The organism is Intrasporangium sp. DVR (genome assembly GCF_040365325.1).
Lineage (GTDB): Bacteria > Actinomycetota > Actinomycetes > Actinomycetales > Dermatophilaceae > Intrasporangium.
In genome coordinates, this window is record NZ_BAABZW010000016.1 from 166,213 (window position 1) to 190,825 (window position 24,613).

The window sequence follows — 24,613 nt, forward strand, 5'->3', positions numbered from 1 at the left end:
AATTACGTCACAATGGTGTGGTGTTTTTCGGTGAGCACGTGCCCCACGAGGCAAAGGACGGCGACCTCGGGTCGCCCTCCGAGTCGCGCACTCGCTCCCGCGTCCTGCACATGGTCTCGGCCGAGGGCCCGATCAGTGCTGCCGAGCTCGGCCGGCACCTGGACCTGACACCCGCCGCGGTCCGCCGGCACCTCGACGCGCTCGTCGAGCAGGGCGCTGTCGTGGAGCACGAGCCCTCGGCCGCGCGCCGGGGTCGGGGCCGCCCCGCCCGCGCCTACGTCGTCTCCGAGGGCGGGCACCGGGCCCTCGAGGCCGACTACGACTCGCTCGCCGTCGAGGTGCTGCGCTACCTGTCCGAGCACGCCGGCCCGCAGGCGGTCGCCGACTTCGCGCGGAGCCGCGTCGCAGCCCTCGAGGAGAGGTATGCCGCTGAGCTCGCTTCCACCGGCACCGACCCGAGCGCTCGGGCTGAGACCCTCGTCCACCTGCTCAGCCGCGACGGCTTCGCGGCGTCCGCGCGTCCCGTGCGGGCCGGCGCCCTGGCCGGCGTCCAGCTGTGTCAGGGGCACTGCCCCGTCCAGCACGCGGCGGAGCAGTTCCCGACCTTCTGCGAGGCCGAGACCGACGCCTTCTCACGCCTGCTCGGTGTGCACGTGCAGCGCCTCGCCACCCTGGCGGGCGGGGACCACGTCTGCACCACGTTCGTCCCGGCCGCCCCGGTCACCCGGAAGACCCTGGACGCCTCCGCTGTTGACCAGAGGACGCCCGACGGTGGCGCAGGCGCGGCCGGGGACCCGGCCCAGCGGCATACGACCATCCCGAACGAACCAACCAAGGAAAGGTCCCGTTCATGACCACCCACATCGAAGAGCTCAACCCGGGCCTGAAGGACATCGGGCGCTACGAGTACGGCTGGGCCGACTCGGATGCCGCCGGATCGTCGGCTCGGCGTGGACTCAACGAGGAGGTCGTCCGTGACATCTCCGCGCGCAAGAACGAGCCGGAGTGGATGACGAAGCTGCGTCTCAAGGGGCTCTCCCTCTTCCACAAGAAGCCGATGCCGACCTGGGGGTCCGACCTCACCGGGATCGACTTCCAGAACATCAAGTACTTCGTGAAGTCGACCGAGAAGCAGGCGACCACGTGGGACGAGCTGCCGGAGGAGATCAAGAACACCTACGACCGGCTCGGCATCCCCGAGGCCGAGAAGCAGCGCCTCGTGGCCGGTGTCGCCGCGCAGTACGAGTCCGAGGTCGTCTACCACCAGATCCGCGAGGACCTCGAGGCGCAGGGCGTCATCTTCCTCGACACCGACACCGCCCTGAAGGAGCACGAGGACGTCTTCCGTGAGCACTTCGCGACGGTGATCCCGGCGGGCGACAACAAGTTCGCCTCGCTCAACACCGCGGTGTGGTCCGGTGGCTCCTTCATCTACGTCCCGCCGGGCGTCCACGTCGACATCCCGCTGCAGGCCTACTTCCGGATCAACACCGAGAACATGGGCCAGTTCGAGCGGACCCTGATCATCGCCGACGAGGGCTCCTACGTGCACTACGTCGAGGGCTGCACCGCGCCGATCTACAAGTCGGACTCGCTGCACTCGGCCGTGGTCGAGATCATCGTCAAGAAGAACGCCCGCGTGCGCTACACGACGATCCAGAACTGGTCCAACAACGTCTACAACCTCGTCACCAAGCGCGCCACCTGCGAGGAGGGCGCGACGATGGAGTGGATCGACGGCAACATCGGCTCCAAGGTGACGATGAAGTACCCGGCCGTCTTCCTCATGGGCGAGCACGCCAAGGGCGAGACGCTCTCCATCGCCTTCGCCGGCGAGGGCCAGCACCAGGACACCGGCTCCAAGATGGTCCACGCGGCTCCCAACACCAAGAGCTCGATCATCAGCAAGTCGGTGGCCCGTGGTGGCGGCCGCGCCTCCTACCGCGGCCTCGTGCAGGTGCTCGAAGGCGCCTCGCACTCGGCGTCCACCGTGCGCTGCGACGCCCTGCTCGTCGACACGATCAGCCGCTCCGACACCTATCCCTACGTCGACATCCGCGAGGACGACGTGTCGATGGGCCACGAGGCCACCGTCTCCAAGGTGTCCGAGGACCAGCTGTTCTACCTGATGTCCCGAGGCATGGCCGAGGACGAGGCGATGGCGATGATCGTGCGTGGGTTCATCGAGCCCATCGCACGCGAGCTGCCGATGGAGTACGCCCTCGAGCTCAACCGCCTCATCGAACTCCAGATGGAAGGAGCCGTCGGCTGATGTCCGTTGCCGACACGCTTGCCGAGTCCGCCGCCGCGATCGCGCAGGGCACGGGGCAGACCCACGTCGACCCCGCCGCCGCCCGCGGCTTCGTGCCCGTCCAGTCCCGCGCCGAGCGGACCGCGTCGTTCGACCTCGCCGACTTCGCCGTTCCCAAGGGCCGCGAGGAGGAGTGGCGCTTCACCCCGGTGAAGAAGCTCTCCGCGCTCCTCGCCGAGGGCACCAGCCCCGCCCTCGGCTGGGACCTCGACCTGCCCGACGGAGTGAGCACCTCGACGATCACGCCCCAGCAGGCGCGCGACCTCGGGATCCTGGCCCCACAGGACCGCGCCGCAGCCGTCGCCGCGGCGGGCGCCCTCAAGGTCCTCCTCCTCGACATCGCTGCCGAGGCCGAGCTGACGCGACCGGTCCGGATGCGCCTCGACGGGGCCGCTTCGCCTGCGCACGCCCATGTCGTCATCCGGGCCGGCCACCACTCGCGAGCCACCGTGGTCATCGACCACCAGGGCGGGGGACAGCTGACCGAGCTCGTCTCCGTCGTGACCGACGACGCCTCCGACCTCACCGTCGTGTCCGGCCAGCGTTGGCAGGACGACGCGATCCACCTCGGGCAGCACGACGCCCTCGTGGGCCGCGACGCGACCTACCGGCACATCTCCGTCACCCTCGGCGGCGAGATCGTCCGGCTCAACGCCAACGTGCGCTATGCGGGCTCGGGCGGAGACGCGACCCTCCTCGGTGTCTACTTCGCGGATGCGGGCCAGCACCTGGAGCACCGCTCGTTCGTCGACCACAACACCCCGCACTGCAAGAGCCACGTCACCTACAAGGGCGCGCTCCAGGGCGCGACGGCTCGCACCGTCTGGGTGGGCGACGCCCTGATCCGCGCCGCGGCTGAGGGCACCGACACCTACGAGCTGAACCGCAACCTCATCCTCACCGATGGCGCCCGCGCCGACTCGGTGCCCAACCTCGAGATCGAGACCGGTGAGATCGAGGGGGCCGGCCACGCCTCGGCCACGGGACGTTTCGACGACCTGCAGCTGTTCTACCTGCAGGCGCGCGGTATCCCCGAGGACGAGGCCAAGCGCCTCGTCGTCCGTGGCTTCTTCGCCGACATCGTCCGCGAGATCCCGCTCGCCGACCTCCGTGACGAGGTGAGCGCCGCGATCGAGGCGGAGCTCGCCGCAACCGCCTACGCCGCGGCCGCCAGCACGACCGACAACTCACTCGACAGCACCAAGGAGAACTGACCCGTATGAGCACGCTCGAGATCAAGGGACTCACCGTCTCGGTGGAGACCGAGGACGGCCCCAAGGAGATCCTGCGCGGGGTCGACCTGACCGTGAAGTCGGGGGAGACCCACGCCCTCATGGGCCCCAACGGCTCCGGCAAGTCGACGCTGGCCTACAGCGTCGCTGGCCACCCCAAGTACACCGTCACCGGCGGCACCGTGACGCTCGACGGCGAGGACGTCCTGTCGATGAGCGTTGACGAGCGGGCCCGCGCGGGCCTCTTCCTCGCCATGCAGTACCCGGTCGAGGTGCCCGGCGTGACGGTGAGCAACTTCCTGCGCACCGCCAAGACCGCCATCGACGGCGAGGCGCCCAAGCTGCGCACCTGGGTCAAGGACATGAAGGGCGCCATGGCCGACCTGCGCATGGACCCGTCCTTCGCTGAGCGCAACGTCAACGAGGGCTTCTCCGGCGGCGAGAAGAAGCGCCACGAGATCCTCCAGCTCGAGCTGCTCAGGCCCAAGATGGCGATTCTCGACGAGACCGACTCCGGCCTCGACGTCGATGCCCTCAAGGTCGTGTCCGAGGGCGTCAACCGGGCCAAGACCGCGACCCCCGACGGCCTCGGAGTGCTGCTCATCACGCACTACACGCGGATCCTGCGCTACATCCAGCCCGACTTCGTCCACGTCTTCATCGACGGCCGGATCGTCGAGGAGGGCGGCCCCGAGCTCGCCGACCGCCTCGAGGAAGAGGGCTACGACCGCTACGCGACGGCTGCCGTCGCCGACAGCGTCTGAGAGGTCCGATCGAGATGCGTTCTGCCGGTACGCCGCACGTCGGCGCCTTCACGGATGAGGAGGTCGCCGCCATCAGGCGCGCCTTCCCCATCCTGTCGCGCACCGTGCGCGACGGCAGGCCCCTCGTCTACCTCGACTCCGGGGCGACGTCGCACAAGCCGACGGTGGTCCTCGACGCCGAGCGCGCCTTCTATGAGAAGCACAACGCGGCCGTCCATCGCGGCGCGCACCAGCTCGCCGAGGAGGCGACCGACGACTACGAGGCCGCGCGGGAGACGATCGCCTCCTTCATCGGCGCCCCCGCGGACGAGATCGTCTTCACGAAGAACGCGACCGAGGCGCTGAACCTCGTGGCTTACGCCTTCTCCAACGCTGCGCCGACCGACGACCCGAAAGACGACCGGTTCGTGCTCGGACCCGGCGACGAGATCCTCGTCACCGAGATGGAGCACCACGCCAACCTCGTGCCGTGGCAGGAGCTGGCCCGGCGCGCCGGGGCGACGCTGCGGTGGATCCCCGTGGGGTCGGACGGCGCGCTCGACCTCTCGGAGCTCGCCTACCTGCTGACCGAGCGCACCAAGGTCCTGGCCGTGGCCCACGTGTCCAACGTCCTCGGCACGATCAACCCCGTGACCGAGCTCGCCGAGCGTGCCCACGCGCTGGGCGCCCTCGTCGTCGTCGACGCCTGCCAGTCGGTCCCGCACCTGCCGGTCGACGTGGCCGCGCTCGGCGCCGACTTCATCGCGTTCAGCGGCCACAAGCTCTACGGCCCGATGGGCATCGGTGTGCTGTGGGGCCGCTCCGAGCTGCTCGAGGTCATGCCACCCTTCCTCACCGGAGGGTCGATGATCGAGCTGGTCACCATGGAGCGCTCGACGTGGGCGCCGCCTCCGCAGAAGTTCGAGGCCGGCGTGCCCAACGCCGCACAGGCCGTCGGGCTCGCCGCGGCGGTCCGCTGGATCGAGGAGATCGGCATCCGACGGATCCAGGCACATGAGGCGGCGCTCGTCGACGAGCTGTTGGCAGGTCTCGAGGAGCGGCCCTGGATCCGGGTCGTCGGTCCTCCGCGCGGCACCCCCCGCGGCGGTGCGGTCGCCTTCGTCGTCGACGGTGTTCACGCCCACGACGTCGGCCAGGTTCTCGACGACGCGGGCGTGGCGGTGCGGGTCGGGCACCACTGCGCCTGGCCGTTGCATCGTGCCCTGGACGCGGCAGCGACCACGCGCGCCTCGTTCGCGGTGCACAGCACCCGCGCAGAGGTCACCGCTCTGCTGGAGGCGTTGGACCGGGTGCCGGTGATCTTCGGCCTCGACGTCGCGACCCCGGTTGAGGTGGGCTGACATGGACCTCTACCAGGAGCTCATCCTCGAGCACTCGAAGCGGCCGCACCACGCCGGGCTCCGTGAGCCCTACACGGCCGAGGTGCACCACATCAACCCGACCTGCGGCGACGAGGTGACCCTGCGCGTGTCGGTCGCCGACGCCGACGGCCAGCCCGTCGTCGACGACGTCTCCTACGACGCCAAGGGCTGCTCCATCTCGGTCGCCTCCTCCTCGGTGCTCGCCGAGGAGGTCATCGGGCGGCCGGTGGCCGAGGCTCTCGAGACGGTCGAGGCGATGCGCACGATGCTCACCTCCAAGGGGAAGGTCGCCGGCGACGAGGAGATCATCGGCGACGGCGTGGCCTTCGCCGGGGTCGCCAAGTACCCAGCCCGGGTCAAGTGCGCCCTGCTCGGCTGGACTGCCTTCACCGACGCGCTGGCCCGCTCGGGCCAGGACATCACCCGCCCGACAGCCGGTGCCGCCCCGCGGACCGATTCACCGAAGCCCACCACCACGGGAGCGAAGTCATGACCACCCAGACCACCCCCGCCAACGTCGCGGACGTCGAGGAGGCGATGCGTGACGTCGTCGACCCCGAGCTCGGCATCAACGTCGTCGACCTCGGCCTCGTCTACGGCATCACCGTGGACTCGCAGTCGCACGCGGTCATCGACATGACCCTGACGTCAGCGGCGTGCCCGCTCACCGACGTCATCGAGGACCAGACCGCTCAGGCGCTCGAGGGGCTGGTCGCGTCCCATCGGATCAACTGGGTCTGGATGCCGCCGTGGGGACCCGACAAGATCACCGAGGACGGCCGCGAACAGCTGCGGGCGCTCGGCTTCAACCTCTGACCGCCCAACCGGCCCGGCGCTGAGGTGAGCCGCGTCATCGAGGTCGCACCCGAGCGGCTCGAGCGCTGGCTCACGGGCTTCGCCGAGCGACACGGCCCCTACGACGCCACCCGCGAGAGCACCGCGGGTGGCGTCCTCGTCCGCGCCGAGGCAGCGGACGGTGCGGTCGCGGTCGCTGACCCGTTCGACCACGACCCCCTCGGGATCGTTCTCGTGCGTAGGGGTGGGTACGCCGTGGCCATCGCCGTGGCGGGCCGCCTCGTCGACGCCAAGGTGGGCGCGCGCCACGTCCAGTCGCGGACCGCCGCCGGCGGCTGGTCCCAGCAGCGGTTCGCGCGGCGCCGCGGCAAGCAGGCGGATGAGCTGGTGGGCGCCGTCGCGGTGCACGCGCGACGCATCCTGCTCAGGGACGACGAGTCGCCGCGTCGGGGTGCCCCGGGTCAGCAGCCACCGGGTCTGCCCTACGGTCTGCCCTACGGTCTGCCCCACGGTCTGCCATGCGGGCTCGTGGTCGGCGGCGACCGGACCCTGGTCCGCGAGGTGCTCGAGTCGCCGGCCCTGCGCGCCTTGCGCGGACTGCCCGTGCGGGAGCTGTTCGACCTGCCCGACCCTCGTCGGGACGTCCTCGAGGCGGCGGTGCGCAGGGGCAGGAGCTACCGGATCACCCTGACCGAGCCCACCCCCTCGAGCCCATGACCCCGGCAACACACCGAGCACCGTGCAGCGCACCGCGGTAGGGCTCCGGTGTGTTGCCAGGTAGCGGGTGTGTTGCCAGGTAGCGGGTGTGTTGCGAGGTGGGTGGCGGGCCGGACGGGGGAGCGGGGCGCCGACCAGGTCAGCTGACGGACTCGACCCCGAAGGTGTTGCACTGGTTGATGTCGCCGGTCTGCAGGCCCTGGTTGAACCACTTCATCCGGGCATCCGCGGAGCCGTGGGTCCAGTTCTCGGGAGTGACCCGGCCCTGCATCTTCTCCTGGATGCGGTCGTCGCCGACGGCCGCGGCGGCCGAGAGCGCAGAGCGGACGTCGTCCTGGGTGATCGGCTTGAGCAACGGCGTGCCACTCGCGTCGGTCGTCTCGGTGGCGTGCTTGACCCAGGTGCCGGCGAGACAGTCGGCCATCAGCTCGATCCGCACGGCGCCGGAGTTGGGGCCCTGCGGGTCCTGCTGGGCGCGGTTGAGGATGCCGAGGAGGTTCTGCACGTGATGGCCGTACTCGTGGGCGATGACGTACTCCTTGGCCAGCTGCCCACCATCAGCGCCGAACTTGCTCTGCAGCTCCTGGAAGAAGCTGGCGTCCACGTAGACCTTCGCGTCCAACGGGCAGTAGAACGGGCCGACCTGGGCGCTGGCCGTGCCGCACCCGGACTGGACCTGACCCTCGTAGATCACCGTCCGGGCCACCTCGTAGTTCATCTGGTACTTCGGCAGCGTCTTGGTCCAGTAGTCGTTGGCGCTGTTGACCGTGGCGATGATCAGGCAGACATCGTCCTTGTTGGCGTCCGCGCCGGTCTTGCACTGCGCGAACTCGGACTCCTGCACCTGGCCGGCGGCCCCGACCTGCTCGGGCTGCAGCTGCTGGGACGGCAGCCCACCGGAGCTGCCGCCGCCCCCTGAGTCGCCCCCTGAGTCGCCACCGAGGATGCTGCCGCCGCCGAAGATCAGCATGAGCACGAGAAGAATGAGCCCGCCGATGCCGCCGCCGACCTGGATGCCGCCGGGGAAGTTGCCGCCCCCGCCGCCCCCGCGGCCGAAGCCTCCGCCACCACCGCTCTCCACCTGAGAGGTGTCGAGCTGGGCGTTCTCGTTGAAGCTCATGTCACGCTCCTGCTGGAGATGGGGCCCGGCACGTGTCGGGCCGTCGCTGCGTCAACCCTAGTCACCGCCCTGTACCCACCGGGCATCCGGCCGACCGCATGTCGCGCCTCGATGCCCTGATGCGGCGCCATCATCGACACCACCGGCGTCACTCGATGACGACGGCATCCGGGTAGGCGGTGGTCAGCCGCATCCGCACCTGGACCGTGTCCCCGATGGCGGGGGGCGCGACGTCGCCCGGGAGGGCGAGCAGGCTGCACTGCATGTGCGGCGGCTCGGCGAACCGTGGCATCGTGCCGCCGACGGTGAAGGGCGACCGGACGCGGTGCGCGGCCTCGAGCATTCCCTCGGCGACGGCGATGGCCCGGCTCCGGGCAGTCGCCGCCGACGCGGGGGACTCCATGGCCACGCCGTGGGAGGTGCCCCCGCTGACGACGACGAGGTGACCGGCCGGCTGGGGCCGCTGCCGGTAGCCGACCCGCTCGCCCCTGGACAGGGCCCGCACGTCGAGCACGTGCGCTCTCACCTCGTACGCAGTGCGGTCGGCGAGCCAGAGGTCGGTGCCCACCCGGGCGGCGAAGGTGTGCTCGGGGAAGCGTCGTCTGAGCTCGGCGACCTCGTCGGCGGTCGTGTGGGAGACGAAGAACGGCCGGATCCCACCGACGGCCTCGACGAAGTGGCTGATCTCGTCGACGTGCCCGGATCCCAGCGGCAGGTGGAGGGTGACCCCCTCGCCGCGGCCGGCGGCGATGAGGTCGCCGACGCGCTCGACGGGCGCACCGAAGCGGCCCATCGACGTCAGCCCCTCGACGACGAGCCTCGCCGACGCGTTGGCCGCCAGGAGTGCGTCGAGGTCGACCCGGGCCGTGATGGTGTGGACGAGGCGGCCGGCGCCGAGCCCGGCGAGCGCCGCGTGGATCGACGCGCGGAACGGCTCCATGACGAGCACGTCTCCGGGGAAGCCGGTCAGCGCACCGGGGACCTCGGCGTAGGTGCCGACCGCGATCATCCGCACCGGCAGCCGGGCGGCCTCGGCGTAGAGCACGTCCCTCCCGAAGCCGTAGCCGTTGCCCTTGACCACGGGGACGAGGCCGGGGTTGGCGGCGAGGGCAGCGGCCTGGGCAGCGCGCCACCGGCCGCCGTCGACGTGCAGGGTCAGGGCCACGGGGTCACCTCCGCTTCATGTAGAGGTCGAAGGCGGTGTACAGCAGGCGGTTGAGCGGGAGGTCCCACTCCCCGGCGAGGCGCACCGCCTCGCCGCCCGTGCCGACCTTGAACCGGATCAGGCCGATGTGCGGGTTGTCCTCGGCGACGGTGTTGGTGATGCCGCGCAGGTCGTAGACCGCGGCCCCGGCGTCCAGGGCGTCCCGCATAATCTGCCACTGGACCGCGGTCGAGGCCTGCAGGTCCCGCTTGGCCGCGGTCGACGCGCCGTAGGAGTACCAGGCGTGCCGCCCCACGCGGATGAAGATCGTCGCGGCGAGGACCTCGCCCTCGTGCTCGGCCAGGTAGACGCGGATCCGGTCGGGGTCCTCCGCCGACATGACGCGGTACATGCGCTCGAAGTACTCGAGGCCCCGCGGGGTGAACCGGTCGCGCTCCGCGGTCTCGAGGTACAGCCGGTGGAAGGTGCCGAGATCCGTTGCGTCGCCGGTCCGCACGATGACGCCGTTCTTCTGGGTCTTCTTGATGTTGCGCCGCCAGAGCTGGTTCATCCCGGCCAGCAGCTCCGTCTCGGACCGCCCCTCGAGGGGGATCTGGAAGACGTACTCGGGCTGGCCGGCGAGGAAGCCGTCGTCAGCGGACAGGTGCTTGAACCCCAGTCGGCGGAGCGTCTCGACGACGGTGGTGCCGACCGGTTCCACGACGTCCGGGGGTGCCTGGTCGTACCGCGCCGTGGCGGGGTCGCTGATGGCCGCCTTGATCGTCGCCGCGTGCCACCGGTGCGTGGGGACGGGCGGCCCGAGCCGGAGCGCGAAGGCTCCCTCGGCCTTGAGGTGGTCACGGAGGGCGCGGAGCAGCTCGACGAGCCGGGGTGAGGCCCAGTCGATGCAGGGACCTTCCGGCAGGTAGGCGAGCGTGCGCCCGAGCTTCGGCAGGCTGCGGTGGAGCACCAACGCGGCCCCGACCATGGTGTCGCCCTCGAACCAGCCGAGCGACTCGTGCCGCCAGTCGGTCTTGACGTCCCCCCACGCGGGTGTCTGGAGGAAGCTCGCCGACGGCTGCGTCCGCAGCCAGGCGAGGTGCTCGTCGGCGGTGATCTCGCGGACGGTTATCGGGGCGCTCACGGAGCGCCACGCTACCGGAGCGGGCCGATCCGCCCGCGCGGAGAAGGACGAAGCCGTATGCCGCTGGGCTCGCCTGCGCTCGCGAGGCCGGGCCGGGGGAGCGAAACCGGTCGAGAGCATGCTGTCGCCGCTGGCAGAATGGAGGGGTTGTCCAGCCGCTGACGAAGTGCGGCACGAGGAAGGAACATGCCGTGATCGTCGCGACCGGGATCGAGCTGCGGGCCGGTGCCCGCCTGCTGCTCGAGGATGCCAGCTTCCGCATCGACTCAGGGGACCGGATCGGGCTCGTCGGCCGCAACGGCGCGGGCAAGACGACGTTGACCAAGGTCCTCGCGGGGGAGGGGCAGCCGGCCGCGGGCACGGTCACCCGCACCGGGGCCGTGGGTTACCTTCCGCAGGATCCCCGCACCGGGGACCTCGAGATGCTGGCCCGGGACCGGATCCTCTCGGCGCGCGGCCTCGACGAGATCGTCCGCCGACGGGCCTCCTCGGAGGAGCGGATGGCCAGTGAGGACGAGCGGGTCCGCGAGAAGGCGATGCGGCAGTACACCCGCCTCGAGGTCGAGTTCGAGGCGGCCGGTGGCTACGCGGCCGAGTCGGAGGCGGCGGCCATCGCGAGCGCTCTCGGGCTCGAGGAGCGCATCCTCTCGCAGCCGCTGGGGACGCTGTCGGGTGGACAGCGACGCCGGGTCGAGCTCTCGAGGATCCTCTTCTCCGGCAGCGAGACGCTGTTGCTCGACGAGCCGACCAACCACCTCGACGCGGACTCGGTCGTGTGGCTGCGGGAGTACCTGCGCGGCTACAGCGGCGGTCTCATCGTCATCAGCCACGATGTCGAGATGCTCGATGCGGTCGTGAACAAGGTCTACCACCTCGACGCCAACCGGTCGGCGCTCGACGTCTACAACATGGGGTGGAAGACCTACCTCCAGCAGCGGGAGACCGACGAGCGCCGCCGCAAGCGGGAGCTGGCCAACGCCCAGAAGAAGGCGAGCGCCCTCCTCGCGCAGGCGGACAAGATGCGCGCCAAGGCGACCAAGGCGACCGCGGCACAGAACATGGCCAAGCGTGCGGAGCGGCTCCTCGCCGGCGTCGAGGGTGAGCGGCTGCAGGACCGGGTCGCCAAGCTGCGCTTCCCGAAGCCCGCGCCCTGCGGCAGGACGCCGCTGCGGGCGTCGGGGCTGTCACGGTCGTACGGCTCGCTCGAGGTCTTCACGGACGTCGACCTGGCCATCGACCGGGGGAGCAAGGTCGTCGTGCTCGGCCTCAACGGAGCCGGCAAGACGACGCTGCTGCGGATGCTCGCGGGGGTGGACGATCCGGACACCGGGGAGGTCGAGCCGGGCCACGGGCTCAAGCTCGGCTACTACGCGCAGGAGCACGAGAACCTCGACGTCGAGCGCAGCGTCCTGCAGAACATGAAGACCGCTGCCCCGGACCTCGGTGAGACGGACGTGCGCAAGGTGCTCGGCTCGTTCCTCTTCTCCGGCGACGACGTCGACAAGCCGGCCGGCGTGCTCTCCGGCGGCGAGAAGACGCGTCTGTCGCTGGCGATGCTCGTCGTCTCCGCCGCCAACGTGCTCCTGCTGGACGAGCCGACGAACAACCTCGATCCGGCGTCCCGGGCCGAGATCCTCGGTGCCCTCTCGACCTACGAGGGAGCCGTGGTCCTCGTCACCCACGACGAGGGCGCCGTCGACGCGCTCGAGCCGGAACGCATCCTCCTCCTGCCCGATGGCGTGGAGGACCTCTGGGGCCCGGACTACAAGGACCTCATCGCGCTCGCCTGATCCACATAATCAAAGGTGATCATCCAGATAATGGATGGTTATTGTATCTGGCGAGGTCTGTGCCGACACTGAGTGTCATGCCGACCTACCACCTCGCGTGCCCGTACTGCGGCGGGGACGACCTGAGCCCCTTCCCGGACCCCCTGTCCGCCTGGTCGTGCCTCGACTGCCTGCGCGTCCTGCGCGTCGAGCTGGCGCAACCGGCGGCGGTCTCCGGCTGGGGAGTCCTGCGCGTGGTGCCGCCCACCACCGTGGCGGCCTGACACCCCGAGGGAATCGTTGTCCCCTCCTTGCGGTTGGATCGGAGGACGAAGGAGGGCCCGCCTTGGGAATGCAGCCGTGGATGATGATGCGGTCGATGTCGCGCGATCAGAGCGTGACCGAGCGGACCCTCGCCCCCGGCACGCGGCGCCGCGTCTTCTCGTACGCCGCGCCGTACCGCTCCTCGATCCTGGCCTTCCTCGGCGTCGTCATCGTCAACTCCATCCTCGTCGTCACGGTGCCACTGCTCATCAAGGCCCTGGTCGACGACGGCGTCATCCCCAAGAACTCCAGCGTCGTCGTCCGGCTGGCCTTCGTCGTCGCCGGCATCGCGGTGCTCGACGCCCTGCTCAGCATCGTGCAGCGCTGGTACTCGGCCCGGATCGGTGAGGGGCTGATCAAGGACCTGCGCACCGAGGTCTTCGCACACGTCCTCCAGCAGCCCATCGCGTTCTTCACCCGCGCCCAGACCGGCTCCCTGGTGTCCCGGCTCAACAGCGACGTCATCGGCGCGCAGCAGGCCTTCACCTCGGTGCTGTCCAACGTGGTGAGCAACATCGTCTCGGTCATCCTCGTCGTCGCGGCGATGCTCGCCCTGTCCTGGCAGCTGACCCTGGGCTCGCTCCTGCTCGTGCCGCTGTTCCTCATTCCGGCGAAGCTGATGGGCCGGCGTCTCGCCGCTCTCGCCTCGCGGCAGATGACCCTCAACGCCGACATGGGCACCCGGATGACCGAGCGGTTCAACGTGGCCGGGGCGCTCCTCGTCAAGCTGTTCGGTGACCCGCGGCGCGAGGAGGCCGAGTACGACGAGCGAGCCAGCCGGGTCCGTGACGTCGGCATCCAGATCGCCATCAACCGGACCCTCTTCATGGCGGCGCTCACCCTCGTTGCCGCCCTCGCGACCGCCATGGTCTACGGGTTCGGCGGTCTCATGGCCGTCAGCGGCAGCCTCTCCGTCGGCACCCTGCTCGCCCTCGCGGCCCTGCTCGCGAGGCTCTACGGCCCGCTGACGTCGCTCTCCAACGTCCGCGTCGACATCATGACGGCGCTCATCTCGTTCGAGCGGGTCTTCGAGGTGCTCGACCTCCAGCCGCTCGTGGCCGAGCGCCCGGGAGCCCAGCCGCTGCCGGACGGCCCGCTCGGGGTCGAGCTCGACCACGTGTCCTTCCGCTACCCGTCGGCCGACGAGGTCTCGCTCGCCTCGCTGGAGTCCACGGCGAGTGGCGACCGCCGGGCGGGTGGGCCTGTGCTGCGAGACATCAGCCTCTCGGTGCGGCCGGGGCAGCTCGTCGCGCTCGTGGGCCCGTCCGGCGCCGGCAAGACGACCCTCACGTCACTGGTGACCCGGCTCTACGACCCCACCTCGGGCTCCGTCCGCGTCGGTGGCCTGGACCTGCGCGACGTCACGCTCGGCTCGCTGCGTCGGCGCCTCGGTGTCGTCACCCAGGAGGCGCACCTGTTCCACGACACGATCCGGGCCAACCTGCTCTATGCGCGGCCCGAGGCGACGGAGCAGGAGATGGCGCGGGCTCTCCGAGCTGCGCAGATCGGCGACCTGGTCGACGACCTGCCCGAGGGACTCGACACCGTCGTGGGCGACCGAGGGCACCGGCTCAGCGGGGGAGAGAAGCAGCGGCTCGCGATAGCCCGGCTGCTGCTCAAGGCCCCCGACATCGTCGTTCTCGACGAGGCGACCGCCCACCTGGACTCCGAGTCAGAGGTCGCCGTGCAGCGGGCCCTCGACGCGGCCCTCGCGGGCCGGACATCCATCGTCATCGCCCACCGTCTCTCGACGATCCGTCAGGCCGACCTCATCGTGGTGCTCGACCACGGTCGGGTCGTCGAGACCGGTCGCCACGTCGAGCTGCTCGCCGCCGGAGGGCTCTACGCCGACCTCCATGCGACCCAGTTCGCGGACTCCCCGCGGACCGCGGACGAGCGCAGGGACGCGATCGCCCTGCCGACCGGGCCGGCGCGCGCCTGAGCCGTTCTCCACGCGGCCCCCACGACGCGGGCCCGCCTATGGTGGCCCCCGTGCAATCAGACCCGGCCGCCCTGACCTCAAGTGCCTTCGGCGCCCCGCTTCGCAGGCAGCTCGAGCTGTTCATCGACGACCACCGCGTCCAGCTGGGCGGGTGCCTCGAGGGGCTGACCGAGGAGGAGGCGCGCCGCGCTCTGGTGCCGTCGCGGACGACCCTGCTCGGCCTGGTCAAGCACGCGACGTTCGTCGAGAAGGTCTGGTTCGACGAGGCGGTCACCGCGCGCAGCCGAGCGGAGATCGGGATCCCCGCGACCCCGGACGAGTCCTTCGTCCTCGACCCGGAGGACACCATCGAGACGGTCCGCGCCGCTCACGCCCGGCGTGCCAGGCGTCCCGTGCGGCCGTCGCCGGTCTCGGACTCGATGACCTGGTCACCGGCAACCGCCGTGGGCCGCTGCCCCTCCGCTGGGTTCTCCTGCACGTGCTGCGCGAGCTGGCCCAGCACGGTGGCCACGCCGACATCCTCCGGGAGCAGGTCCTTGCCGCCCGGCACGCCACGAGCTGAGCCCGTCAGGACGCGATGCCGGCCTCCCGGCCGTCAGGCGTCCTCCTCGTCCCAGATCCGCACCTTCCTGGGCCTGGCAGCCGCCCCGGGTGCTGCTGGATCCCCGGGAGTCTGGATCACCTGCCTGCGGATGGCGAAGAACACGAAGACCAGCCCGGCCGGCATCGTCAGCCACCACTGGATGGCATAGGCCTGGTGCGGCCCCAGCCCCTCGTCGGGCCGCGGGAGCGGGGACACGGGGTGCGCACCCGCCGGCGGCTGCGGAGTCTGCTCGCCGAGCACGACGTAGACGTCGAGGTCACTGAGCGAGGGCACCCGCTCGCGGACGTCGGCGATGCTGATGCTCGCGAGCTGTGGAGCGGGCAGGTCGCGGCCGAGGTCGGGCTCGGCCGAACGGACCCAACCGACGACCTCCATCTCACCGGCTGGTGCCCGGTCGGCGGGAGGCGTCGTCTCGGCCTCGCGGGCGTTGGGCACCCAGCCCCGGTCGACGAGCACGGTGGTCCCATCGGCGACGAAGGGGGTCAGCACCTCGAAACCGACGGTTCGCTCCCGCGTGCGGTTGCGCACCATCTGGTCGGACTGTGCGAGGTAGCGACCACGGAACGTCACCTTCGTCCACTGGTTCTCGGCACGCAGGCGGCTGCCGCCCCCGCCCTCGGCCAGGACCTGACTCAGCGGGACCGGTGCGGCGTCGTAGTTCTGCTCGATGGCGGTCACCTTGGTGCGCTGCTCGACGTGACGCGTCCACTGCCACGAGCCCAGCGTCCAGCACGCGAGACCGAAGAGGAGGGCGACCACCGTCACGAGGAGCCATCGAGGAGTGAGCCAGAGCCGGAGCACGCCACGACGCTACCCGGCCTACAGTGGTGGTCATGACGCGCCTTCCGGATCCCACCGTCCGGCCCGCCGCAGCGATCGGCGGGCCGGCTGGCCAGACCGGCCTGCGCGACCAGTTCGGTCGCGTGGCCCGCGACCTGCGCGTCTCGGTCACCGACCGCTGCAACCTCCGCTGCACGTACTGCATGCCGGCCGAGGGGCTGCCCTGGATGCCCAAGGCGGAGATGCTCACCGATGCGGAGATGCTGCGGCTGATCGGCCTGTTCGTTCGCGACGGGGTCACCCAGGTGCGGCTCACCGGCGGTGAGCCGCTGCTGCGTCGGTCCCTCGTCGACCTCGTCGCCGGCATCGCTTCGCTCGACCCTCGGCCGCGGATCGCCATGACGACCAACGGCGTGGGGCTCGAGAGGGTGGCTCAGGGCCTCGCCGACGCGGGGCTCGACCGGGTCAACGTCAGCCTCGACACGATCGACTCCGAGACGTTCACGCGTCTCACCCGTCGTGACCGGCTCGCCGATGTCGAGCTCGGCCTCAAGGCGGCGGCCGATGCGGGACTCAGGCCGGTCAAGGTGAACGCCGTCGCGATGCGAGGGGTCAACGACGCCTCGGTCGCGGACGTGCTGCAGTGGTGTCTCGACCGGGGCTACGAGCTGCGCTTCATCGAGCAGATGCCCCTTGACGCGCAGCACGCCTGGGACCGTCGTGACATGGTGACCGCCGACGAGATCCGCGCCACCCTGTCCCAGCGCTACTCGCTCACGCCGCTGCCGGCGGCCGAGCGGGGGAGTGCCCCGGCCGAGCGGTTCCTCGTCGACGGCGGCCCCGAGACCGTGGGCATCATCGCCAGCGTCACGGCGCCGTTCTGCGGGGCGTGCGACCGCACCCGCCTCACCGCGGACGGGCAGGTGCGCAACTGCCTCTTCTCACGCACCGAGACCGACCTGCGCACGCCCCTGCGCGAGGGCGCGACGGACGCCGAGCTGCTCGGTCTCATGCGTGGGGAGATGTGGCGCAAGCGCCGCGGACACGGCATCGGCGACCCGGGCTTCGTCCAGCCGGATCGGCCGATGTCGGCGATCGGCGGCTGACCGCCCCCGGGCGCCGTCCCGTTCAGCCGTCGGCCTCGGTGAGCGCTCCGACGGGGATGATCTCGATGAGGAACCCGCGCACCCCGACGAAGTCGGCGAGGGACTGCGCGTGGTCGTCGCAGGCGAGCCACACCTTGCGCCGGCCCTCGACGTGCAGCTTGGGGTTTCGCCAGACGACGGCATGCACGGCCGCGGCCCGGCAGCCCTTGGCGCTGCAGGTCCGGTCCGCGCTCTCCGCCCAGGATCCGCCGAGGGGTCCGCTCACTGCTCGAGCCGGTTCTGCTCCGCCGGTGGGGGCACGGCGTGCGGCGTCACGGGCTCGATGGCGCCGGACTGGCTGGGTCGGACCGCGTTGGCCGTGACGACGGCGAAGTACGGCAGCACCACCGCACCGACGATCGCGGCCCAGCGCAGCCAGCCCTCGGTGACGAAGATCAGGCCGAGGCACGCGATCCGGATGCCCATCATGGTCAGGTAGCGCCTGACCCGCTGGGACTGGTCGTCCGCGGGCGAGGAGGGAGCCGAGGTGACAGTGTGCACCACCGGTCGCTGCTTGCCTTCTGCCACTCGTCCACCATAAGCCCGCCGTACGCGGAGAGCGCCGTCGGCCTTGGACGGCGTCGTCGTACCCATCGGTAGTCCACTAGGTTCGGGGCTGACCGGGACGCCGGATTGGGCGGCGTCGACCTGAACGCACGCGAAGGAGACCAGGTGGCAGCCACTGAGCCACGCAACGTCCTCGTCACGGGAGGCAACCGAGGGATCGGGCTGGCCATCGCCCGGGCCTTCCAGGCTGCGGGCGACAAGGTCGTCATCACCCACCGTTCCGGCGAGCCTCCGGAGGGGCTGCAGGGCGTGACGTGCGAGGTGACCGACTCGGCGTCGGTCGACCAGGCGTTCGCGGCCGCCGAGGAGATCTTCGGGGGCCCGGTGGAGGTGCTCGTCGCCAACGCCGGCATCACCCGGGACACGCTCCTGATGCGGATGAGCGACGACGACTTCGACAGTGTCATCGACACCAACCTCGCGGGCGCGTTCCGGTGTGCCCGACGGGCAGCGACGGGGATGATCCGCAAGCGCCGGGGCCGCATCGTCCTCATCTCCAGCGTCGTCGGCCTCTACGGCTCCCCGGGCCAAGCGAACTACGCCGCCTCCAAGTCAGGCCTCGTCGGCCTCGCACGCTCGATCACCCGCGAGCTCGGTGGACGCGGCATCACTGCGAACGTCGTCGCCCCCGGGTTCATCGACACCGAGATGACCGCGGTCCTGCCCGACGAGCAGAAGAAGGCCTACCTGGCCAGCATCCCGGCTGGCCGCTTCGCCACCCCCGAGGAGGTGGCGTCCGTCGTGCGCTTCGTCGCCAGCGACGACGCCGCCTACATCACCGGCGCGGTGATCCCCGTCGACGGAGGACTCGGCATGGGGCACTGAGCCGGCCCAGCGGCATACGACCGCTGTGTCCGTATGCCGCTCAGCTCACCTCCGCACGCACGTCGCCTCCCACACGAGAAAGTCACGAGAAGACATGGGAATCCTCGAAGGCAAGAAGCTCCTCGTCACCGGTGTCCTCATGGACAGCTCCATCGCGTTCCACGTCGCCAAGATCGCGCAGGAGGAGGGCGCCGAGGTGGTGCTGACCTCCTTCGGACGCACCATGAAGATCACCCAGACCATCGCCAAGCGGCTTCCGCAGACGCCGGAGGTGATCGAGCTCGACGTCGCCAACCAGGAGCACCTCGACTCGCTCGCCGAGCGCCTCGGCGAGCACGTCGACCGGGTCGACGGCGTGCTCCACTCGATCGGGTTCGCCCCCCAGGGTGCCTTCAACTTCATGGAGGGCACGTGGGAGGACGTGTCCACGGCACTGCAGATCTCGGCCTACAGCCTCAAGTCCCTGGCCGTCGCCGCCCTGCCGCTCATGGCACCAGGTGGGAGCGTCGTGGGGCTGACCTTCGACGCGAAGTTCGCCTGGCCCGTCTACGACTGGATGGGTGTCGCCAAGGCGGCCTTCGAGGCGACGAACCGCTACCTGGCCCGTGACCTCGGCCCGAAGGGCATCCGCTGCAACCTCGTCGCCGCCGGGCCGATCCGCACGACCGCCGCGAAGTCCATCCCCGGGTTCAAGCACTTCGAGGAGGTCTGGGACGACCGGGCTCCGCTCGGTTGGGACGTCAACGACCCGGTGCCGGCGGCCCAGGCCTGCGCGGCGCTGCTGTCCGACTGGTTCCCGGCGACGACGGGCGAGATCCTGCACGTCGACGGCGGCGCCCACGCGATGGGCGGCTGACCTTCCACCGCCGCGGTCGATGTGATCGATCGAGTCATGACCCGATCGATCACATCGAACCGTCGCTGAGGTCGGCCTCCTCGATCTCCTCCCGGGTGATGCCGAGCAGGTAGAGCACCGAGTCGAGGTAAGGGACGTTGACGCTCGTGTGGGCCTGCTCGCGCACGAGCGGCTTGGCGTTGAAGGCGACGCCGAGCCCGGCGGTGGCGAGCATGTCGAGGTCGTTGGCGCCGTCCCCGATGGCGACGGTGCGGCTCAGCGGCAGGCCCTCCAGCGCGGCGAACTCGCGCAGCGCCGCGGCCTTCCCGGCGCGGTCGACGACGGGGCCGAGGACCCGACCGGTCAGCACACCGTCGCGGACCTCGAGCCGGTTGGCTCGCGCGTGGTCGATCCCGAGCTCTGCGGCGAGCTCGCCGACGATCTCGATGAAACCGCCGCTGACCAGGCCGACCGTGTAGCCGAGCCGCTTGAGGGTGCGCACCAACGTCCGGGCACCCGGGGTGAGCATGACGTCGCGGCGGACCTCGGTGAGGACCGTCTCGGGCAGCCCGGCCAGCGTCGCGACCCGGGCACGCAGCGACTGTTCGAAGTCGAGCTCGCCGGCCATCGCCCGAGCCGTCACCGCGGCCACCTCTGCCTCGCGGCCGCAGTGCGCCGCCAGCATCTCGATGACCTCCTGCTGGATGAGCGTCGAGTCGACGTCGAGGACGACGAGGCGACGGCCCCGACGCGCGAGCCCACCAGGCGCGACGGCCACGTCGATCCCGGCGGTGGCGGCCACGAGGGACAGCTGGGTCCGGAGCGACGCGACGTCGGCGCCGCTGATGTCGAACTCGACCGTCGTCACGGGATAGCGCGACAGGCGCCGGATCCGGTCGATGTTGGCGCCGTGCTCGGCGATCCGGGCCGTCACCAGCGAGACGGCCTCGGCGCGCAGCGGTGCACCGAGGACGACGACAGCAGCCCGTCCATGGCGCTGCCGAGCGTTGTCACCGGTGCCCTCCACGACCGTGAGGGTGAGTCCGAGCCGGTGAGCGGCCACCGCCGCGGCGTCGCGCAGCGCGTCGGAGTGCTCTCCGGGAGCCAGGAGCAGGGCGAGCGTCAGGTGCCCGTGGACGGCGACCTGCTGGATGTCGAGGACTTCCGCCCCGGTGCCGCTGATGGCGTCGACGATGGCGCTCGTCACACCCGGGCGGTCCTCGCCGGTCACCGTGATGCTCAGGGTCTGCACGTCGTCGCTCGTCACGGCACCGAGGCTAGTCAGGTGCGCGCCGGGCATCGCGGGGCTTCCGCCATGCGACCGGTCACATCGGAGGGGCGGCACGCAGCCGGGCATTGGTGGCGTCGCGCCACTGGAGCAGGTCGCGAAGGCGGCCCAGGTCGGGGTGTGCGGCCGAGAGGCTCGCCGTGAAGAGCCGGGTGCCGACGTCATGCAGGCGCTGGGCATTTCCCGCGTAGTCCGCTCGCTGGTCGGGGTTGCGCCCCGGCACGAACGACACCCCCGCCGACCGCTCGATCTCCAGTGGGTCTCGGCCCCGCCGCCGGCACCATTCGTCGAGCACCCGGTGCTTGTGGGCGATGACGGTGTCGTCACCGAAGCCGTGCCAGATGTCGGCGTGCTCGGCGACGATGCGCAGAGTCTTCTGCTCGCCGCCGCCGCCGATGAGGACGGGGATGTCACGAAGGGGCGGCGGGTTGAGCCGCTGCCACCGGTCCCGGATGACGGGCAGGTCGCGGGCCAGGTCGTCGAGTCGGCTCCCGGCAGTGCCGAACTCGTAGCCGTAGTCGTCGTAGTCGCGCTCGGCCCAACCTGAGCCGATGCCCAGGATGAGGCGTCCCCCGCTCACGTGGTCGACGGTCCGGGCCATGTCCGCGAGGAGGTTCGGGTTGCGGTAGGAGTTGCTCGTGACGAGGCAGCCGATCTCGGCCCGCTCGGTCGCCTCCGCCCAGGCGGCGAGGATCGTCCACGCCTCGAAGTGGGCGCCGTCGGGATCGCCGCTCAGCGGGAAGAAGTGGTCCCACGTGAGGATGACGTCGGCGCCCAGCTCCTCGACCGTCACGGCGAGGGACCGGATCTCGGCCCAGCTCGCGTGCTGTGGCGGGATCTGGACCGCCACCCGGGCCGGGCGTGGGTCCGTCGCGCTGGCGGGAAGTTCCTCGGTCACGGTGTCCTCCTCTTCGTGGTCGCCGGTGGGCGAGCGATGCCGTATGCCGCTGGGCTCGCTCCGGGGATCAGGTGGCCTCGGGTGGTCGGCTGAGAGGTCGATGATCGCAGCACCCGCAGGGTCGCCAGGGGCGGGTCCGCCGCGTAGGCGACCCGGGTCCCGTGGGCCACGGCCTCCCGCAGCGCCTCGGTGGCAGCGGCAGTGATCTGCTCACCCGGCGCGAGCACCGGCACCCCCGGAGGGTACGGCGCCACGAGCTCCGCGCCCGTCCTGCCGATGGCCTCGCTGCGGCTCGGTCTGCTCCCGGTAGGCCTGCGCCTGCTGCTCGTAGGCCCCGAGGGTCAGTCGGTTGGTGTCCCGCTCGATCACCGGACGACGGTCTGGCCCTTGCCGATGACGGTGATGCCGGTCTCGGTCACGTGGAAGCCACGAGCCAGGTCGTGCTCGTGGTCGATGCCCACCTGGCAGCCCTCGGGGATGACGACGTTCTTGTCGATGATCGCCCGCCGGATCTGCGCGTGGCGCTCGACCTCCACCCCGTCGAGGATCACGGAGCCCTGGACACTGGCATACGAGTGGACCCGCACGAGCGGGGAGAGGACCGAGGCGTAGATGTGCGCGCCGGACACCACGACGCCGGGGGACACCGCGGAGTTGAGGGCCTCACCGATCCGGTCGCCGCTGCCGTGCACGAACTTCGCCGGCGGGTAGGGCGCGTGCTGGGTGTAGATCGGCCACTCGTAGTTGTAGAGGTTGAAGATCGGGTGGATCGAGACGAGGTCCATGTGGGCGTCGTAGTAGGACTCGATCGTCCCGACGTCACGCCAGTAGCCGCGGTCCCGGTCGGTCGCTCCGGGCACGAGGTTGTCCTTGAAGTCATAGACGGCCGCCTCGCCGCGGTCGACGAAGTCCGGGACGATGTCGCCGCCCATGTCGTGCTTGCTGCCCGCACGCTCGCGGTCGCGGGTCACCGCCTCGATGAGGGCATCGGCGGTGAAGACGTAGTTACCCATCGACGCCAGGACCTCCGTCGGGCTGTCCGGCAGTCCCTTGGCGTCGGTCGGCTTCTCGCGGAAGGCGGCGATCGTGGCGGGGTCGGCGTCGTCGACCTCGATGACGCCGAACTGGTCGGCCAGCGAGATCGGCTGACGGATCGCTGCCACGGTGACTCCGGCGCCCGACTCGATGTGCTGCTCGACCATGTCGCTGAAGTCCATGCGGTAGACGTGGTCGGCACCGACGACGACGACGATGTCGGGCTTCGCGTCGTGGATCAGGTTGAGGCTCTGGAAGATCGCGTCGGCGCTGCCGAGGTACCAGTTCTTGTCGACCCGCTGCTGGGCCGGGACGGTCGTGACGTAGTTGCCGAGGAGGGTCGACATGCGCCACGTCTTCGTCACGTGCGCGTCGAGGCTGTGCGACTTGTACTGCGTCAGGACGACGACCTGGAGGTACCCGGAGTTGACGACGTTGGACAGGGCGAGGTCGATGAGGCGGTAGATGCCGGCGAACGGCACCGCGGGTTTGGCCCGGTCCGCGGTGAGCGGCATGAGCCGCTTGCCCTCACCGCCCGCGAGCACGATGGCGAGGACCTTGCGATTGGAGTACGGGCTTCGTCGCGCCATGGCCTCACCCTAGGTGGCAAGGCCTGCTCGCGGGGAGCGATGTCCACCACAACGCGTGTCGTGGCGCACGCCGCGCGGGAGGCGCGGACATCCGTCGTCCCGATGCCGGTGTCAACCGGGTCGGAACCGGGTTCGGGGCTACGCTCGGCACGTGCGCGTCGACATCCTCAGCAAGGAGTACCCGCCGGCGATCTACGGAGGCGCCGGCGTCCATGTCGCCGAGCTGGTGCGCGCCCTGCGCGCCCGCGGCGACCTCGACGTCCAGGTGCGGTGCTTCGGCGCTCCGCGCGACGAGACGGGCACGACCGCCTACCCCGACCTGCCCGGTCTCGCGGACGCCAACCCGGCGATCCAGACGCTCGGCGTCGACCTCGCCATGGCGAGCGACTGCGCCGGTGCCGACCTCGTCCACTCCCACACGTGGTACGCCAACCTCGCCGGTCACCTCGGCGCCCTCCTCGGCGGCATCCCGCACGTCGTCACGGCGCACTCCCTGGAGCCGATGCGCCCGTGGAAGGCGGAGCAGCTCGGCGGGGGATACCAGGTCTCCTCGTGGGCGGAGCGCACCGCCTATGAAGCCGCCGCCGCGGTCATCGCGGTCAGCGCGGGGATGCGTGGGGACATCCTCCGCAGCTATCCGGCCCTGGACCCGGCGCGGGTCCACGTCGTCCACAACGGCATCGACGCGCAGCTGTGGCAGCCCGACCGGTCTCCCGAGGCCCGAGCAGTCGTCGAGCGCCACGGGGTCGACCCGGATCGCCCCTCGGTGGTCTTCGTCGGTCGGATCACCCGCCAGAAGGGGCTGCCCTACCTGCTCCGCGCCTGCGCCGAGCTGCCGCCCGACGTCCAGCTCGTCCTGTGCGCCGGTGCCCCGGACACACCCGAGATCATGGCCGAGGTCGAGGGGCTGATGGAGCGTCTGCGGGCCCAGCGCGGTGACGGGGTCGTCTGGATCGCCGACATGCTGCCCCGCGCCGAGGTGGTCGCACTGCTCTCCCACGGCACCGTCTTCGCCTGTCCCTCCGTCTACGAGCCGCTCGGCATCGTCAACCTCGAGGCGATGGCCTGTGAGCTGCCCGTGGTCGCGACTGCGACGGGAGGGATCCCCGAGGTCGTCGTCGACGGGGCGACGGGCTGGCTCGTCCCGATCGACCAGGTCCAGGACGGGACGGGCACGCCGGTGGACCCGGCGCGCTTCGTGGCCGACCTCGCTGCGGCTCTGACCGATGCGGTGTCCGACCCGGTCCGGGCGCGCGCCTTCGGCGCGGCCGGTCGCCGGCGGGCCGTCGAGTCGTTCTCGTGGGGGTCGATCGGTGACCGGACCCTCGACGTGTACCGCTCGGTCCTGGTCACCTGACGGGCCCATTCCGTATGCCGCTGGGCCGGGTTCCGCACGCAGGTCGGTTTCCGCGACACGAAGGAG

At 70.8% G+C, this 24,613-nt stretch carries 26 protein-coding genes and 1 pseudogene; 16 read left to right on the top strand and 11 right to left on the bottom strand.

All coding sequences use genetic code 11. The features are described 5' to 3' along the window. Positions 1-20 precede the first annotated feature (20 nt). Genes ABWV20_RS12795 through ABWV20_RS12830 form a run of 8 tightly spaced genes read left to right on the top strand, consistent with a single transcriptional unit; the run spans position 21 to position 7,180 of the window. Entirely contained in the window at positions 21-854 is an 834-nt protein-coding gene (locus tag ABWV20_RS12795; RefSeq protein WP_353355590.1) for a helix-turn-helix transcriptional regulator, read from the top strand. Beyond that, positions 851-2,272: a Fe-S cluster assembly protein SufB gene (gene sufB / locus ABWV20_RS12800; protein WP_353355592.1), complete on the top strand. Its 1,422-nt coding sequence runs from the start codon at positions 851-853 to the stop codon at positions 2,270-2,272. The genes ABWV20_RS12795 and sufB overlap by 4 nt, the downstream gene beginning before the upstream one ends. Then, positions 2,272-3,525 (top strand): Fe-S cluster assembly protein SufD, encoded by a 1,254-nt coding sequence (sufD, locus tag ABWV20_RS12805; RefSeq protein WP_353355594.1) that lies wholly within the window; start codon positions 2,272-2,274, stop codon positions 3,523-3,525. The genes sufB and sufD overlap by 1 nt, the downstream gene beginning before the upstream one ends. A 5-nt stretch (positions 3,526-3,530) precedes the next feature. Further along, positions 3,531-4,307 carry a Fe-S cluster assembly ATPase SufC gene (gene sufC, locus ABWV20_RS12810; RefSeq protein WP_353355596.1) on the top strand — a complete coding sequence of 259 codons (777 nt, stop codon included), beginning with the start codon at positions 3,531-3,533 and terminating at the stop codon, positions 4,305-4,307. A gap of 14 nt (positions 4,308-4,321) precedes the next feature. Then, positions 4,322-5,647 (top strand): aminotransferase class V-fold PLP-dependent enzyme, encoded by a 1,326-nt coding sequence (locus ABWV20_RS12815; RefSeq protein ID WP_353355598.1) that lies wholly within the window; start codon positions 4,322-4,324, stop codon positions 5,645-5,647. Between the two features lies 1 nt (position 5,648). After that, positions 5,649-6,161, top strand: a complete 513-nt coding sequence (sufU, locus tag ABWV20_RS12820; RefSeq protein WP_353355600.1) for a Fe-S cluster assembly sulfur transfer protein SufU — start codon at positions 5,649-5,651, stop codon at positions 6,159-6,161. Then, positions 6,158-6,484 carry a metal-sulfur cluster assembly factor gene (locus tag ABWV20_RS12825; protein WP_353355602.1) on the top strand — a complete coding sequence of 109 codons (327 nt, stop codon included), beginning with the start codon at positions 6,158-6,160 and terminating at the stop codon, positions 6,482-6,484. The genes sufU and ABWV20_RS12825 overlap by 4 nt, the downstream gene beginning before the upstream one ends. Positions 6,485-6,508: 24 nt before the next feature. Then, positions 6,509-7,180 carry a Vms1/Ankzf1 family peptidyl-tRNA hydrolase gene (locus ABWV20_RS12830; RefSeq protein ID WP_353355604.1) on the top strand — a complete coding sequence of 224 codons (672 nt, stop codon included), beginning with the start codon at positions 6,509-6,511 and terminating at the stop codon, positions 7,178-7,180. Between the two features lie 139 nt (positions 7,181-7,319). Here the strand turns inward: ABWV20_RS12830 and ypfJ are convergent, their stop codons facing one another. From ypfJ to ABWV20_RS12845, 3 genes are all read right to left on the bottom strand, one after another. Beyond that, entirely contained in the window at positions 7,320-8,300 is a 981-nt protein-coding gene (gene ypfJ / locus ABWV20_RS12835; RefSeq protein WP_353355606.1) for a KPN_02809 family neutral zinc metallopeptidase, read from the bottom strand. 148 nt (positions 8,301-8,448) lie between these two features. Then, a complete protein-coding gene (locus ABWV20_RS12840; protein WP_353355608.1) occupies positions 8,449-9,465 on the bottom strand; it encodes an alanine racemase in 1,017 nt (338 codons plus the stop codon). 4 nt (positions 9,466-9,469) lie between these two features. Then, a complete protein-coding gene (locus ABWV20_RS12845; protein ID WP_353355610.1) occupies positions 9,470-10,588 on the bottom strand; it encodes a lipid II:glycine glycyltransferase FemX in 1,119 nt (372 codons plus the stop codon). Between the two features lie 191 nt (positions 10,589-10,779). Between ABWV20_RS12845 and ABWV20_RS12850 the strand changes: the two genes are divergently transcribed. The 4 genes and pseudogenes from ABWV20_RS12850 to ABWV20_RS12865 all read left to right on the top strand — a co-directional run bounded on the left by ABWV20_RS12850 (position 10,780) and on the right by ABWV20_RS12865 (position 15,185). Continuing rightward, positions 10,780-12,378 carry an ABC-F family ATP-binding cassette domain-containing protein gene (locus ABWV20_RS12850; RefSeq protein ID WP_353355612.1) on the top strand — a complete coding sequence of 533 codons (1,599 nt, stop codon included), beginning with the start codon at positions 10,780-10,782 and terminating at the stop codon, positions 12,376-12,378. A 77-nt stretch (positions 12,379-12,455) separates the two neighbouring features. Further along, positions 12,456-12,641 carry a hypothetical protein gene (locus tag ABWV20_RS12855; protein WP_353355614.1) on the top strand — a complete coding sequence of 62 codons (186 nt, stop codon included), beginning with the start codon at positions 12,456-12,458 and terminating at the stop codon, positions 12,639-12,641. A gap of 95 nt (positions 12,642-12,736) precedes the next feature. Next, the gene (locus ABWV20_RS12860) at positions 12,737-14,623 is read left to right on the top strand and encodes an ABC transporter ATP-binding protein (protein WP_353355616.1); all 1,887 of its coding nucleotides are present in this window, start codon (positions 12,737-12,739) and stop codon (positions 14,621-14,623) included. A gap of 38 nt (positions 14,624-14,661) precedes the next feature. Continuing rightward, positions 14,662-15,185, top strand: a pseudogene (locus tag ABWV20_RS12865) (DinB family protein). A 33-nt stretch (positions 15,186-15,218) separates the two neighbouring features. Here ABWV20_RS12865 and ABWV20_RS12870 read toward each other — a convergent pair. After that, positions 15,219-16,028 carry an SURF1 family cytochrome oxidase biogenesis protein gene (locus ABWV20_RS12870; protein WP_353355618.1) on the bottom strand — a complete coding sequence of 270 codons (810 nt, stop codon included), beginning with the start codon at positions 16,026-16,028 and terminating at the stop codon, positions 15,219-15,221. A gap of 32 nt (positions 16,029-16,060) precedes the next feature. Here ABWV20_RS12870 and moaA point away from each other — a divergent pair, with 32 nt between their 5' ends. Beyond that, a complete protein-coding gene (moaA, locus tag ABWV20_RS12875; RefSeq protein ID WP_353355620.1) occupies positions 16,061-17,113 on the top strand; it encodes a GTP 3',8-cyclase MoaA in 1,053 nt (350 codons plus the stop codon). A gap of 22 nt (positions 17,114-17,135) precedes the next feature. On the opposite strand, the gene ABWV20_RS12880 is transcribed toward moaA, so the two are convergent. Continuing rightward, complete coding sequence (locus tag ABWV20_RS12880) at positions 17,136-17,378, bottom strand: hypothetical protein (protein ID WP_353355622.1); 243 nt, start codon at positions 17,376-17,378, stop codon at positions 17,136-17,138. Next, positions 17,375-17,656, bottom strand: a complete 282-nt coding sequence (locus ABWV20_RS12885) for a DUF3099 domain-containing protein (protein ID WP_353355624.1) — start codon at positions 17,654-17,656, stop codon at positions 17,375-17,377. Before ABWV20_RS12885 ends, ABWV20_RS12880 begins: the two co-directional genes overlap by 4 nt. Before the next feature lie 168 nt (positions 17,657-17,824). On the opposite strand from ABWV20_RS12885, the gene ABWV20_RS12890 reads away from it, so the two are divergent. Continuing rightward, positions 17,825-18,544, top strand: coding sequence for a beta-ketoacyl-ACP reductase (locus ABWV20_RS12890; RefSeq protein ID WP_353355626.1), 720 nt, complete (start codon positions 17,825-17,827; stop codon positions 18,542-18,544). Positions 18,545-18,638: 94 nt separating this feature from the next. Beyond that, positions 18,639-19,400 (top strand): enoyl-ACP reductase FabI, encoded by a 762-nt coding sequence (gene fabI, locus ABWV20_RS12895; protein ID WP_353355628.1) that lies wholly within the window; start codon positions 18,639-18,641, stop codon positions 19,398-19,400. Between the two features lie 49 nt (positions 19,401-19,449). Here fabI and serB read toward each other — a convergent pair whose 3' ends face one another. The 5 genes from serB to glgC are packed head-to-tail and all read right to left on the bottom strand — an operon-like array spanning position 19,450 to position 23,190. Further along, a complete protein-coding gene (serB, locus tag ABWV20_RS12900) occupies positions 19,450-20,646 on the bottom strand; it encodes a phosphoserine phosphatase SerB (RefSeq protein WP_353355630.1) in 1,197 nt (398 codons plus the stop codon). 58 nt (positions 20,647-20,704) lie between these two features. After that, the gene (locus ABWV20_RS12905) at positions 20,705-21,565 is read right to left on the bottom strand and encodes an LLM class F420-dependent oxidoreductase (protein ID WP_353355632.1); all 861 of its coding nucleotides are present in this window, start codon (positions 21,563-21,565) and stop codon (positions 20,705-20,707) included. Further along, a complete protein-coding gene (locus tag ABWV20_RS12910) occupies positions 21,562-21,819 on the bottom strand; it encodes a hypothetical protein (protein ID WP_353355634.1) in 258 nt (85 codons plus the stop codon). Before ABWV20_RS12910 ends, ABWV20_RS12905 begins: the two co-directional genes overlap by 4 nt. Beyond that, on the bottom strand, positions 21,776-21,934 hold the full coding sequence (locus tag ABWV20_RS12915) for a hypothetical protein (protein WP_353355866.1): 159 nt from the start codon (positions 21,932-21,934) through the stop codon (positions 21,776-21,778). Before ABWV20_RS12915 ends, ABWV20_RS12910 begins: the two co-directional genes overlap by 44 nt. Beyond that, complete coding sequence (gene glgC / locus ABWV20_RS12920) at positions 21,931-23,190, bottom strand: glucose-1-phosphate adenylyltransferase (protein WP_353355636.1); 1,260 nt, start codon at positions 23,188-23,190, stop codon at positions 21,931-21,933. Before glgC ends, ABWV20_RS12915 begins: the two co-directional genes overlap by 4 nt. A gap of 151 nt (positions 23,191-23,341) precedes the next feature. Here glgC and glgA point away from each other — a divergent pair, with 151 nt between their 5' ends. After that, positions 23,342-24,547: a glycogen synthase gene (gene glgA / locus ABWV20_RS12925; protein WP_353355638.1), complete on the top strand. Its 1,206-nt coding sequence runs from the start codon at positions 23,342-23,344 to the stop codon at positions 24,545-24,547. Positions 24,548-24,613: the final 66 nt, after the last annotated feature.

Coding starts and splice junctions, on each gene's coding strand:
- sufU (WP_353355600.1), top strand. CDS start 5,649: ATGGACCTCTACCAGGAGCTCATCCTCGAGCACTCGAAGCGGCCGCAC.
- ABWV20_RS12815 (WP_353355598.1), top strand. CDS start 4,322: ATGCGTTCTGCCGGTACGCCGCACGTCGGCGCCTTCACGGATGAGGAG.
- ABWV20_RS12855 (WP_353355614.1), top strand. CDS start 12,456: ATGCCGACCTACCACCTCGCGTGCCCGTACTGCGGCGGGGACGACCTG.
- ypfJ (WP_353355606.1), bottom strand. CDS start 8,300: ATGAGCTTCAACGAGAACGCCCAGCTCGACACCTCTCAGGTGGAGAGC.
- fabI (WP_353355628.1), top strand. CDS start 18,639: ATGGGAATCCTCGAAGGCAAGAAGCTCCTCGTCACCGGTGTCCTCATG.
- moaA (WP_353355620.1), top strand. CDS start 16,061: ATGACGCGCCTTCCGGATCCCACCGTCCGGCCCGCCGCAGCGATCGGC.
- sufB (WP_353355592.1), top strand. CDS start 851: ATGACCACCCACATCGAAGAGCTCAACCCGGGCCTGAAGGACATCGGG.
- ABWV20_RS12825 (WP_353355602.1), top strand. CDS start 6,158: ATGACCACCCAGACCACCCCCGCCAACGTCGCGGACGTCGAGGAGGCG.
- ABWV20_RS12860 (WP_353355616.1), top strand. CDS start 12,737: ATGTCGCGCGATCAGAGCGTGACCGAGCGGACCCTCGCCCCCGGCACG.
- sufD (WP_353355594.1), top strand. CDS start 2,272: ATGTCCGTTGCCGACACGCTTGCCGAGTCCGCCGCCGCGATCGCGCAG.
- glgC (WP_353355636.1), bottom strand. CDS start 23,190: ATGGCGCGACGAAGCCCGTACTCCAATCGCAAGGTCCTCGCCATCGTG.
- sufC (WP_353355596.1), top strand. CDS start 3,531: ATGAGCACGCTCGAGATCAAGGGACTCACCGTCTCGGTGGAGACCGAG.